The organism is Pseudomonas fluorescens group sp., from assembly GCF_020093335.1.
Lineage (GTDB): Bacteria > Pseudomonadota > Gammaproteobacteria > Pseudomonadales > Pseudomonadaceae > Aquipseudomonas > Aquipseudomonas petroselini.
This window is the reverse complement of the sequence record NZ_JAIOKW010000001.1, coordinates 453,088-467,028: the sequence shown is the minus strand read 5'-3', so window position 1 is coordinate 467,028 and position 13,941 is coordinate 453,088. Positions and strand designations below refer to the sequence as shown.

The window sequence follows — 13,941 nt, the reverse complement described above, 5'->3', positions numbered from 1 at the left end:
CTCGGGCCGTCTTCAGGAATTCGGTTTGTTCTTGAGCTTGCCCAGCAATGTCTCGAGGGACTTCTGATTGAGCGCCTTGGCCAACGGGAAGTCGGACGGCATCAGCGCACCGGCCTGGGGATCGAGGCAGTGTTCGAGCAGCGCTTGCAGGTGCTTGAGCAGTTGCGCAGGCAGGTCGCGGTCAGCGACCGGGTTGGCGCTGTGCCAATGCAGGTTCAGCACGCCATCCTCCAGCCATGCCACCACTTCACGGGCATGGCTGACGCGGTTAACCAGAGCCACCTCCGACGGCGCCGCCAGCGAGCTGGCACGCAACCAACCTGGCGAGGTCTGCTCGTGGCCCAGGTAGTTGAACAGCACATCACCGCTTCCTGCCGGCAAGTCGCCCCGCAGGCGCAGCAAGCCGTGCCCAAGGCCCTGGCCGGGGACGCCGCGCAGGGCTTCCTTGGCTTGACGCACCCAGTCGCCGACGGCGCCACGGGCGTTGACACGCAGCGGGAACAGGGTGGTGAACCAGCCCACGGTGCGGCTGACATCCAAGCCCTCAAAGCCGGCATCGCGGCCATGACGCTCAAGGTCGACGACGATGTCCTGGCGCTGTTCGGCTTGCGCCAGGGTGGCAACCAGAGCAGCGATCAGCAGCTCTTCCGGCTGGGTGCGGTAGGCGGCGTGGGACTCGGTCAGCCATTGGTGCGTACGAGTGGCATCCCAACGGGCCGACAGGGTCTGACGCTCGGCGATCGTGGCCTGGGGGCGCGGATTTGTTGCGACCTGACTGGCCCAATAACGCTGCTCCGCGGCGACTTTGCCGGCGTGCGCATGCATGTGCTCGGCCCATTGGCGATAGGACGTGGTTTTTGCCGGCAGGCTAGCCGGTGTGCCGTTTTCCAGCGCCGCATACAGCTGCTGGAAATCTTCCAGCAGCGGCGCCCAGGACACGGCGTCGATCACCAGGTGATGGGCAACCAGGTACAGGCGTTGCGGCGCGCCGTCGAGCAAGGCGGCGGCGAACAACGGGCCATGTTGCAAGTCCAGGCTCTGCGCGACGTGCTGCAGCTGTCCCACGTCCGTGGCTAGCGTCAGCCGGGCCGGTTCGACGGCTGCGATATGGGCTTGCCATTGACCGTCCACTTCGATGAAACGCAGGCGCAATGCATCGTGATGGGCGATCAGTCGATCCAGGGTGGCCTGGACCAGCGCCGGTTGCAGCACGCGGTCGCTGTCCGCCAGCACCGATTGGTTCCAGTAGGCGGGCTGCGGTTGCTGCTGATCGAAGAACCACTGGTGCAGCGGCATCAACGGCATCGCACCGCTGACGTCTCCTTGCTCGGCCACCGCCAGCAACGGTGTGATCACCAGCGCCAGGCCCGCAGGTGTCTGGGCGCGGAACAGGTCTTTGGGCGTCAGGGCATAACCCTGGTCGCGCAGTTGCGAAATCAGCTTCAAACCGAGAATTGAATCGCCGCCCAAGGCGAAGAAACTGTCGGCCGTACCGACCACACGCCCACCGGTGAGGCCGTCGCCAAGCACGTCGCTGAACAGCTGGCAGACCAGGCTTTCCAAGGCGTTACGAGGGGCGACTGGTGCATGTTGGGACGGCGGCAGTGGCAACGCGGCCAGGGCTTTGCGGTCGAGCTTGCCGTTGGTGGTCAGGGGCAGGCTCGGCACTTCGACCCACACCGCGGGCACCATATAGGCCGGTAATTCTGCACTGAGGGCCGCGCCCAACTCCGATTGCGGCGCATTGCTGCTGTAGAACGCCACCAGACGATTGTCGATCACCAGTGTGCACGCGCCAGTGATGCCCGGCTGACTCAGCAGGGCGGCATCGACCTCGCCGAGCTCGATACGTTGGCCGCGCAGCTTGACCTGATGGTCGAGGCGGCCGAGGTAATCGATATTACCGTCAGCCAGGAAGCGGCAACGGTCGCCGGTGCGATACAGGCGCTCACCGTTGACCATCAGGAAGCGCTCGGCAGTCAGGTCGGCGCGCTTCAAGTAACCCCGTGCCACGCCGACGCCGCCGATGTAGAGCTCGCCGATGCTGCCAATCGGCAGCGGTTGCTGGGCATCATCGAGGATATGCAGGCGCAGGTTGGCGATAGGCTTGCCGATTGGTACGAGCGTGTCGTTGACCGAACAACGCCATACCGACACGTCGATGGCCGCTTCGGTTGGGCCGTACAGATTGACCAGCGCGGCCGGGTGCTGGGACATGAACCGCTGCACCAGATCCACCGGCAACGCCTCGCCGCTGGCAAACACCTGGCGCAGGCTGCGGCAGTTGACCAGGCTCGGCTCTTCGACGAAGACCCGCAGCATCGACGGCACGAAATGCAGGGTGGTGACCTGTTCCTGCTGGATCAACTGGCTCAGGTAGGCCGGGTCGCGATGGCCATCCGGACGCGCAACCACGAGGGTTGCGCCGGTGATCAGCGGCCAGAAGAATTCCCATACCGACACGTCGAAGCTGTACGGGGTCTTTTGCAGCACGCGGTCATCCGGGCCAATCGGGAACGCGTCCTGCATCCAATGCAGGCGGTTCATCAGGGCGCCGTGTTCGTTCATCACGCCTTTGGGCTGGCCGGTGGAACCGGAGGTGTAGAGCACGTAGGCCAGGTCGCTGGCCTCCACGCTCAGTGGCTCGCCGTTTGCAGCCGCGGGCAGCGTTTCCAGGGTCCAGGCGGTATGCCCGACGGGCAAATGTGACAGCCATTGCGGTTGCGTCAGCGTCACCTGGGCCTCGGCGTCGGCAATCAGGAACGCCAAACGTGCAGCCGGCAACTCAGGATCCAGCGGCAACCACGCGGCACCGGCATGCACCACACCGAGCAAGACCACGACCATGTCCACCGAGCGCTCCATGCACACCGGCACAATCGACTCGCGACCGATGCCCGCCGCGCGCAAGGCGCGGGCGACGCGTTGGGCGCGCTGGTCCAGCTCGGCGTAGCTCAGGCGCTGGCCTTCGAACACCAGCGCCGGCGCGTTGGGCGTCAGCGCGGCTTGCTGGCTCAGCGCCGTATGCAAGTTCGTCGGGCCGGAATAATGACGCTCGGTGGCATTCCACCGAGCAAGTTGCGCGTGGTCCTGCTGCTGCGGGAACAACTCGACCAGTGCACGCTCCGGCGCGGCGATCAACGCATCCAGGAGCGCACACCACTGCGCGCTCCAGCGCTGCATCGTAGCGGCGCTGAACAATGCCGTCTGATATTCCAGCGCCAGGGTGATGTCGCTGCCGTCGTCGTGGACTTCCCAGCTTTGCTCGAACTTGGCGTCAATGGCTGGCAGGGGCTGTTCTGTGAGGTCCAGGCCCGGCCATTGGCGGCTGTCCATGCGGCCGTGGTTGAGGGAGAACAGCACTTGGAACAACGGTGTGCGGTTCAAGTCGCGTCGCTGGGTGATGGCGCCGACCAGCGTGGCGAACGGCAGGTCGGCGTGGGCCTGAGCGGTGCGCAGGTCAGCCTCCAGGGCCGCCAGCAAGGCCGACGCCGGGGCCTGTTGATCGACCTCGCAGCGGATCACCAATGTGTTGACCAGGCAGGCCAGCAGCGCCTGGGTTTGCGGCTGCTCGCGCTGATCGGACGGGGTACCCAGGCGAATATCGCGCTGGCCGCTGTAACGGGCGAGCAGGGCGCTCAACGCACTCGCCAGCACCACATACGGCGTGGTGCCCCGTAAGCGGGCAAATTGGCGGATCGCGGCTGAGCGTTCGGTGCCCAGGCTGATGTGCAGTTGCCCGGCACGCCGATCGGCTTCAGCTGCACGGGGTTGGTCCAGGGGCAGGTCGAGTGAGTAATCGTCCGCGCCCAGATGATTTTTCCAGTAATCCAGGCTGGCCTGGCGACGGGCCTGGGTCTGCGGGTGTTGTTGCCACAGGGCGAAATCAACGTAGTCGAGGTCCAGTGGTGCCCAGTCGGGTGCCTGCCCGTCCCGTCCGGCACGGTAGGCCTGCGCCAATTCGTCGATCAGCAACTGCATGGCCCAGCCATCGGTGGCGCTGTGGTGCAGGCACAGCAGCAAGCGGTTTTCGTCACTGTCCTGACGTTGCAGCAACTGGGCGCGCCACGGTGCGGCAGTGGCCAGGTCGAACGGGGCCATCAAGTCGGCTTCGGCGCGGCTGCACGCGGTCTCCCAGTCATCGGTGGCGACCGAGGTCACACGCAGCGCCGGGCCTTGCGGATCAATCAGCAACTGCGCTTCGCCAGCGATCTCAACGATGCGGCTGCGCAGCACCAGATGGCGTTCGCTGACCTGGTCGAAGGCGCGACGCAAGGCGGGCAGGTCCAGCGCGCCCTTCAAGGTCAGGGCGAACGGCATGTGGTACTCGCGGGAGTCCGGTACCAGACGGCTGAGCATCCAGAAGCGGTGTTGCGCCAGGCCCAGCGGCAAGGCTGCCGGACGCGGTTGTGCCGTGAACTCCTCACTTGGCAAGGCGTCGCGCAAGTGTTCGGCCAATGCCGCCACCGTCGGGTGGGCGAACACCAGCGCCAATGGCAATGTAACGCCCAGGCGTTCACGCACTTGGGCGACCAAGCGCGTGGCCAGCAGGGAATGACCACCAAGGTGGAAGAAGTGGTCGTCGAGGCCTACCAACGGGCACGCCAGGACGTCGCTGAATAGTTCGCAGAGCAGCTTTTGCGTAGGCGTGTGCGGTGCCCGATGGGGCTTTTCGCGGCTTGCATCGGGCAGGTTGATGGCAGCGAGCGCTTTGCGGTCGAGCTTGCCGTTGCTGTTGAGCGGCAGTTGGTCGAGTCGCACCAGCAGGCCCGGCAGCATGTGCGTGGGCAAGTGGTCGCCAAGGCCGGCGCGCAGGGTCGCTTCATCCGCATCGCCACTCCAGAAACTCACCAGGCGCTGGTCCAGCAGCAGAGTGGCGGCGTCGCGCACGTTTGGCTGGGCCAGCAGGGCGGCATCGATCTCGCCGAGTTCGATACGCTGGCCGCGCAGCTTGACCTGATGGTCGAGGCGGCCGAGGTAATCGATATTACCGTCAGCCAGGAAGCGGCAACGGTCGCCGGTGCGATACAGGCGCTCACCGTTGACCATCAGGAAGCGCTCGGCAGTCAGGTCGGCGCGCTTCAAGTAACCCCGTGCCACGCCGACGCCGCCGATGTAGAGCTCGCCGATGCTGCCAATCGGCAGCGGTTGCTGGGCATCATCAAGGATATGCAGGCGCAGGTTGGCGATAGGCTTGCCGATTGGCACGAGCGTGTCGTTGACCGAACAACGCCACACCGACACGTCGATGGCCGCTTCGGTTGGGCCATACAAGTTGACCAGCGCGGCCGGGTGCTGGGACATGAACCGCTGCACCAGATCCACCGGCAACGCCTCGCCGCTGGCAAACACCTGGCGCAGGCTGCGGCAGTTGACCAGGCTCGGCTCTTCGACGAAGACCCGCAGCATCGACGGTACGAAATGCAGGGTGGTGACCTGTTCCTGCTGGATCAACTGGCTCAGGTAGGCCGGGTCGCGATGGCCGTCCGGACGCGCAACCACGAGGGTTGCGCCGGTGATCAGCGGCCAGAAGAATTCCCATACCGACACGTCGAAGCTGTACGGGGTCTTTTGCAGCACGCGGTCATCCGGGCCAATCGGGAACGCGTCCTGCATCCAATGCAGGCGGTTCATCAGGGCGCCGTGTTCGTTCATCACGCCTTTGGGCTGGCCGGTGGAACCGGAGGTGTAGAGCACGTAGGCCAGGTCGCTGGCCTCCACGCTCAGTGGCTTGCCGTTTGCAGCCGCGGGCAGCGTTTCCAGGGTCCAGGCGGTATGCCCGACCGGCAAATGTGGCAGCCATTGCGGTTGCGTCAGCGTCACCTGGGCCTCGGCGTCGGCAATCAGGAACGCCAAACGTGCAGCCGGCAACTCAGGATCCAGCGGCAGCCAGGCAGCACCGGCATGCACCACACCGAGCAAGGCCACGACCATGTCCACCGAGCGCTCCATGCACACCGGCACAATCGACTCGCGACCGATGCCCGCCGCACGCAAGGCACGGGCGACGCGTTGAGCGCGCTGGTCCAGCTCGGCGTAGCTCAGGCGCTGGCCTTCAAACACCAGCGCCGGCGCGTTCGGTGTCAGGGCGGCTTGCTGGCTCAGGGCTGTACGCAGGTCTTGCGGGCCAGGGTAATGACGCTCAGTGGTGTTCCACGCCAACTGTTGTTGACGCTCTGCGACGGCCAACGGCGACCAGTCAGTCAAACGCGTCTGTGGCGCTTCCAGCATGCTTTCCAGCAGGGCTTGCCATTGCGCCAGCCAACGCTCGGCGGTGGCCTGGGTAAACAGTGCGCTGCGGTATTCAAGCAATACCGACAACACCTCGCCGTCATGCACTTCCCAGTTCAGGTCGAACTTGGTGGCGTCGGCCGTCACCGCACGTTCGCTCACCTGCAACTGCGGCCACTGGCTGGCACCGGTGTTGGCGTTCTGCATCACGAACAGCACTTGGAACAACGGTGTCTGGCCAAGGCTGCGTTCCGGTGCCAGGTGTTCGACCACCTGATCGAACGGCACGTCCTGATGCTGTTGCGCATCCAGAACGGTGTTGCGCACCTGATCGAGCAGACCGATGAAGTCCAGGCCCGGCGCCAGGTCGGCGCGCATCACCAAGGTGTTGACGAAGCACCCGATCAGCGGTTGCAACTCGGCCAATGGCCGCTGGGCCACCGGGCTGCCGAAACGCACATCGCGCTGGTTGGCGTAGCGCCCCAGCAGCAGTTGCGCGGCGCTGAGCAGCAGCATGTACAGCGTGGCGCCACGTTGCTGGGCAAACTGGCGCAAACGACCGCTCAGTTCTGCGGGCAACTGCAGTTGGACGGAACCGGCACGCGGGTCAAGGACGTGCGGGCGTGGCTGGTCGGTGGGCAGTTCCAGTTGGTAACTGCCGTCTTCCAGCTGAGTGCGCCAGTAGGCCAATTGGCTGTCGAACAGCGCTTGCTGGGCAGACTCGCGCTGCCAGAGCGCGTAATCCGGGTATTGCAACGCCAGCGCCGGCAGGTGGGCGGCGTGGCCCTGGCAGTCGGCGCTGTAGCACTGGGCCAATTCGTCGAGCAGGTTTTGTGTGGAAGCATCGTCTGTCGCGCAGTGATGCAAGGTAAGGACCAGCAATGCCTGGCGGTTGCGCTGAAGCAACGCGGCGCGCATCGGCACCTCGTGCGCCAGGTCAAAGCGCTGCGCGGTAGCGGCCTGGATCGCGGCGTCGGTCAGTTGCTGCCAGCGTTCATCGCTGACAGCATCCCACTGCGCCACCGCCAATGTCAGTTCACCCTGCGGCTCAATCACCAACGCCAGCTCGCCGTCGGCTTCACGCAGGATGCGACTGCGCAGGATTTCGTGACGTTGGATCACGGTGTTCAACGCTGATTGCAACGCCTGGACATTCAACTCACCGTCGAACTGCACGGCGCTGACGACGTTGTATTCGCTGGCGCCACTCAGTTGTTCGAGGAACCACAGGCGCTGTTGTTCGAACGACAACGGCAAGCGCGCCGGGCGAGTCATTGGGACGAACGTCGCGGCAGGTGCTTGCAGCGGTTGCGCCAATAGCGCCGCCAAAGCCTGCAAGGTGGGGTGTTCAAACACCGCGCGCAGCGGCGGCACCGTGGAAAATTGCTGACGCAGGCGGGCAAACAGCACGGCCGCGAGCAACGAATGGCCACCCAGGTAAAAGAATTGGCTGTCTCGCCCAATGGCGCCCAACGGCACATTCAATAGCTCTGCCCACAAGGCCGCGAGCTGGCGTTCGGCGTCGGTGCGCGGCGGGTCTTCGGCGTTCGGTTCAGCCTGGATATCTGGTGCGGGCAGGGCCTTGCGATTGAGTTTGCCGTTGTCGGTCAGCGGCAGTTCGTCCAGCACCACAAACGCCGACGGCACCATGTAGTCGGGCAGGGCGGCGCCAAGACGGTTACGCCAGGCATTCATATCGGCCGGTTGATCACAGGTGACGTACGCCACCAGGCGCTTGTCGCCCTGTACGTCTTCACGGGCCAGTACCACCGCCTGGCGCACGCCGGGTTGTGCGCCGATCAAGGCTTCGATCTCGCCCAGCTCGACGCGGAAACCGCGGATTTTCACCTGGTGGTCCATGCGCCCGAGGTATTCCAGCTGGCCGTCCGGCAGCCAGCGCACCAGGTCACCGGACTTGTACATGCGCGCCTGCGGCAGTGGCGAGAACGGGTCGTTGATAAACACTTTGGCGGTTTGTTCGGCGCGGTTGAGGTAACCCAGGGTCACCCCGGCGCCGCCGATATGCAGCTCGCCAGGCACACCCACCGGCATCGGATTCAAGAACGCATCCAGCACATAGGTGCGTACGTTGGCGATTGGCCGACCAATGATCGGCCGTTGCGGGAAGTCGTCCACCGCGCATCCGGTGGCGTCCACGGTGCACTCGGTTGGGCCGTAGGTATTGAAGAAACGGCTGCCGCTGATCGACGGCAAACGCTGCCACAGTTGCGCGTCCACCGCATCACCGCCAAACAGCACGAAGCGCGGCAGGTAGGTTTCACCACGGCGCACGCCGTCGGTTTCGAGCAGGCTTTTAAGCTGCGCCGGGGTGCATTCGAACGCGTCCAGTCGGGTTTCCTGGAAGAACTGCGCCAGTGCTGCAGGGTCGTAGCGCACGTCTTCCGGCGTCAGGTACAGGCTGTGGCCGTCGAGCAGCAGAATCAATTCCGCCACCGAGCTATCAAAGGCGAACGAATAGTTGAAGCTGGTGCGCATCGGCTGGTCGGTGTAGCGGCGATACAGGCCATGGATCCGCGCCCAGGCCAGGTTGACCACCGACGTGTGGGTGACCAGGGTGCCCTTGGGCTTACCCGTGGAGCCCGAGGTGTACATGATGTAGGCCAGGTCATCCGGGCCGGCCAATGCTGCGGGGTTGCTCTCAGGCTGAGCGGCCAATAGCGCGGCATCGGCGTCCAGGCGCAGGCGCGGTAAGTCGCCGCCCAACTGTTCAAGCAGGCCCTGCTGGCCGAGGAACAGCGCGGGTTGCGCATCTTCGAGCATGTAGGCCAAGCGTTCGGCCGGGTAGCCAGGGTCCAGCGGCACATAGGCGCCACCGGCCTTCAGGATGCCCAACAGGCCGATCAACAACTCCAGGGAACGCTCCACACACAACGCCACCGGGCAATTGGCGACCACCCCTTGGGCGCGTAGGTAATGTGCGACCTGGTTGGCACGGCGATTCAGTTCGGCGTAGCTCAGGCGCTGGCCTTCAAAGCACAACGCATCGCGCTGCGGCGTGCGTTCGGCCTGCTGTTCAAACAACTGGGCGAACGTCAGGTGCTGCGGCACGTCCATTTCGGTGCGGTTCCACTCGACCACGGTGCGCTGCCATTCAGCCGGCATCAGCAGCGGCAAGGCGGCGACCGGGCGTTGCGGCTCGGCGAGCATCTGTTGCAGCAGGTGTTCCAGGCGCGCGAGCGTCTGGCGGGCGCTGTCCTGGGTGAACAGGTCAAGGGCGAACATCAGCTCCAGCTGAATCGGCGCATTGGCCGGGCACAGCACGTGCAGGTCCAGGTCGCACTCGGAGTGCTTGAGCGGCGTGTCCAGGGCTTCGAAGGCCAGCCCCGGGAATTGCAGGCGGGACTCCATGGCCAATTGCTGCGCGACCATCACTTGATACAGCGGCGCATGGCTGAGGCTGCGCGGCAGTTGCAGGCTGTCGACCAGTTGTTCGAAGGGCAGGTCCTGATGCTGCAGGCCTTCGCGCAGCCGCGTGGCGACCTGGCTGACCACGGCGCTGAAATCCGCCTGGGCGGTGAAGTCGGCACGGATCGCCAGGTTGTTGAGCAAGATCCCCAACAGACCTTCGGTGCCCGGTTGCTCGCGGTGAGTGACCGGTGTACCGATCAACACCGTGGCATCGCCGCTCAAGCGGTGCATCAGCACGGCAAAGCCCGCGAACACCACGCTGAACGGCGTGGTGCCGAGGCGGCTGGCCAGCGCCTGCACGCGGCCACTCAAGTCGGCACTCAGCTCGCGTTGTACCAGGCCGGCGAGATAGCTCTGCACCGAGGGCCGAGGATGGTCGGTGGGCAACGCCAGCAGCGGGCTGGCGTCCTGGTCGCTACGGTCGAGGGTGCGGGTCCAGTAATCCAGTTGGCGCTTGAGTTCGGCGCCTTGCAGATGGTCACGCTGCCACAGGGCGAAATCGGCGTATTGCAGCGGCAACGCCGCTAATTGCGCCGCGCTGCCGTTGCAACGGGCCTCGTAACCCAAGGCCAGCTCACGCAGGGCGATGGTCGCCGACCAGGCGTCGGAGACCAGGTGATGCAGGGCGATGCCCAGCACGTGTTCGCCCGGTGCCACTTTGAGCAGGCGGGCGCGCAGCAGCGGTGGCTCGGTCAGGTCGAAGGGCTGTTCAAAGGTGGCTTGCAGCGCCGTGAATTGCGCGCCTTCACGGGCGGTTGCGCCCAGGCCGGACAGGTCTTCAAACGGCAGTGCAACTTCCAGTGCGTCGCTGATGTGCTGGCTCGGCACGCCATCCACGCTGCGGATACCGGTGCGCAGGATCTCGTGGCGCGCGAGCAAATCATTCAGGCTGGCGTTCAGCGCCGGGACGTTGAGTTCACCCTTGAGGTGCAGGGCAAACGGGATATTGAACAACGTGGTGCCTGGGGTCAGTTGTTCGATAAACCACAGGCGTTGTTGCGAGAACGACAACGGCAGCAGGGCAGGGCGCGCCTTGGCGTGCGGCGTGTCGAGGGCGACGGCTTGCGGTGCAGCCGCTTGCGCTTCGCGTTCGGCGATGGCCACGGCCAGCAGGGCGACGGTCGGCTGTTCGAACAGCACGCGCAACGGCAGGTCGAGTTTGAACTGGCTGCGCAGGCGCGCGACGATCTGGGTGGCCAGCAGCGAGTGGCCGCCGAGGGTGAAGAAATTGTCTTCCACGCCGACACTGTCGCGTCCGAGTACGTCGGCCCACACCTTGGCGATGGTGGCTTCGTGTTCGTTGCGCGGCGCAAGGCTTTCCCGGGTATCGGCCTGCCAGTTCAGTTGCAGCGCGGCCAAGGCTTTGCGGTCGACTTTGCCGTTGTTGTTCAGGGGCAAGCGTTCCAGGCATTCGAACGCGGCCGGGACCATGTAAGGCGGCAGTTGTGCGCGCAGGTGTTCGCTCAGGCCGGTGCTGCCCAGCGTGTCGTCGTGGGCTGACCAATAGGCCACGAGCCAGGCTTCGCCCGCGCTGTTCTCGCGCAGCAATACCGCGGCTTCACGCACGTTCGGGTGCTGGGCCAGTCGGTGTTCGATTTCGGTCAGTTCGATGCGGTGGCCACGCAATTTCACTTGCTGGTCGCGACGGCCGAGGTACTCGATCACGCCGTCGGCGCACCAGCGGCCGAGGTCGCCGGTGCGGTACAGACGACCGTCGATCTGTGGGTGCTGGATGAATGCCTCGGTGGTGCGCTGCGGGTCGTGCAGGTAACCACGGCCGACGCCGACGCCACCGACGCAGATTTCCCCAGCCACGCCGATTGGCACCGGGCGCAGGGCCTCATCGAGCACATAAAGGCGGTTGTTGGCCGTGGGTTGGCCTATGGGCATATGGCTGACGTTGGCGTGCGGCGCCTGGGTAATCGGCTGGAACGCCACGTCGTCGGCGCACTCGGCTGGGCCGTAGGCGTTCATCAGCGCGATGTCCGGGAAGCGTGCGAACCAGTCGCGCGCCACGGTCGGCGGCAGCGCCTCGCCAGTCGGTAGTACCCAGCGCAGGTCAGGCAACTGAAGGTCGCACGGGCACAGCGCAAGCAGCGTGCGCATCAGGCTCGGGACGATTTCCAGTACGTTGAGGCGTTCGCTGGCCAGCACTTGCAGCAGGCGTTGCGGATCGTGGGCCACTTCGTCCGGCAGAATATGCACGGTGGCGCCCAACACCGGCGCCGCGAGAAATTGCCACACGGAAATATCGAAGGCCACCGAGGCGGTCTGCGGAATACGGTCATTGGCGCTCAGCCCCAGGGCCGGGACTTTACCGAAGATGTTATTGAGCATGCCGCGTTGTTCGATCATCACGCCCTTGGGCGTACCGGTCGAGCCCGAAGTGAACAGCACGTAGGCCAGGCTGTCCGGGCCGCCGGCCAGCGTGAATGGCGCGTCGTTGGGCGTGTTCCAGGCGGCTTCGGCGAACAGGGCCGTAGGCGCGTGCTCGAGGCCGCTGAGCAGTGGGTCGAGCAGGCCACGGCACTCTTCACTCGCCACCAGCAGCGGGGCGCGGGACAGGTTGAGGATCTCGCGCAGACGCTCAGGCGGGTGGTTGACCTCCAGCGGCAGCATCGCGGCGCCGGCCTTGAACACGGCAATCATGCTGGTCAATAACGCCAGGCCACGGGGGGCGACCAGCGCGACCAATTGATCGGCACCCGCACCGGCTGTGCGCAGGGCCTGGGCCAGGCGCGTGGCACGCAAGTCGAGCTCGGCATAGGTCAGGGATTCACCGGCGCAGATCGCGGCAATTTGATCGCCACGCTCGGCGACCTGGGCGGCAAACAGCTCGGCGTAGCTTTTATGCAGCGGGAAATCGTGGGGGTTGAGTGCCCACTCGCCAAGCAATTGCTGGCGCTCGTCGGCGGCCAGCAGCTCGAAGCTGCCCAGCGGCGCTTCAGGCGCGGCGAGCATGCCGCGTACCAGGCTGGCCAAGTGGCCGAGCAGGCGCTGCACCGTATCCGCTTCAAAACGCTCGCGGTCGTAGGACACGCGAATGCCGAGTTGCTCGCCGGGCAGGATCACCACGGTCAAGCCATAGTGGGTGTGCACACTGTGGTCCATTCCGTCGAGGCTGAACTCAAAACCGCCGTCCAGAATCTGTTCATCGATCGGCGCGTTTTCAAACACCAGAATGCTGTCGAACAGCGTTTCGCCACGGGGGAAATCGCTCCAGCCCTGGATATCGGTCAGCGGCGTGTGCTCGAAGTCGCGCATCTCGACGTTCAGCCCCTGCAACGCCGTGAGCCAGTCACCCAAGGTCGCCTGCGGGTCGACGCTGACCCGCAGTGGCAGGGTGTTGATGAACAGGCCAATCATCTCGGCGACGCCGGTCAACTCAGCGGGACGCCCCGCCACGGTGACGCCGAAGACCACGTCACGCTGGCCGCTGTAGCGCGACAACAACAGGGACCAGACGCCCTGGAAGAAGGTATTGGGAGTGATCCGGCGGTGACGGCAAAAAGCGGCCAAGGCCTGGGTGTCGTCTTCGCTCAGATGGATCAACTGGTCGGCCACCCGCACCGCGTCGGTGTAGCGGTCGCGGCTTACGCCGTTGTCCACGGTCAGCGGCGTGGGTGCGTTGAGCCCCTGCAATTGGCCGCGCCAGAACTGCTCAGCCTTGCCCGCGTCCTGGCGTTGCAGCCATTGAATGTAGTCCCGAAATGGGCGTGGGCTTTTGATCTGTGGCGTACGGTCGTTGCACAGTGCTTCGTAGACCTTGAGAAAGTCCACGGTCACCAGGGAAATACACCAGGCGTCCATCAGAATGTGATGGAAACTGCGGATGAACTCATAGGACTCATCCGCCAGGCGCACCAGGCGGAAGCGAATCAAGGGTGGCTTGGACAGGTTGAAGCCGATTTTCTGCTCGTTTTCGAGCAGGCTGCGAATCCGCGCCTCCTGCTCATGGGGAGCCAGGCCGCGCAGATCGAGGGTGTCCAGCGGCACCTTGACCTCGCGGTGGATCACCTGCACCGGTTGCTTCTGGGTTTTCCACTGGAAGCTGGCGCGTAGCGACGGGTGCAGCGCCACCACCTGGCGCCAGGACTCAAGGAATGCGCCTTCATCAATGGCCCCACCGATGCGGTAGCGATCCTGCATCAAATACACGCCGGAGTCTTCATGCAGCAGGGAATGGAACAGCATCCCTTGTTGCAGCGGTGACAGCGGGTAAACATCTTCGATCGGATTGCTGGTGGTCTTTTCGGTGGTCATTCAAAACGTCCTGCAGGA

1 protein-coding gene is annotated in these 13,941 nt (G+C 64.9%); it reads right to left on the bottom strand.

Annotation, left to right across the window (positions count from 1 at the left end; genetic code table 11):
• Nucleotides 1–12: 12 nt before the first annotated feature.
• The gene (locus tag K7431_RS02125; protein ID WP_012724386.1) at nt 13–13,923 is read right to left on the bottom strand and encodes a non-ribosomal peptide synthase/polyketide synthase; all 13,911 of its coding nucleotides are present in this window, start codon (nt 13,921–13,923) and stop codon (nt 13–15) included.
• Nucleotides 13,924–13,941 lie beyond the last annotated feature (18 nt).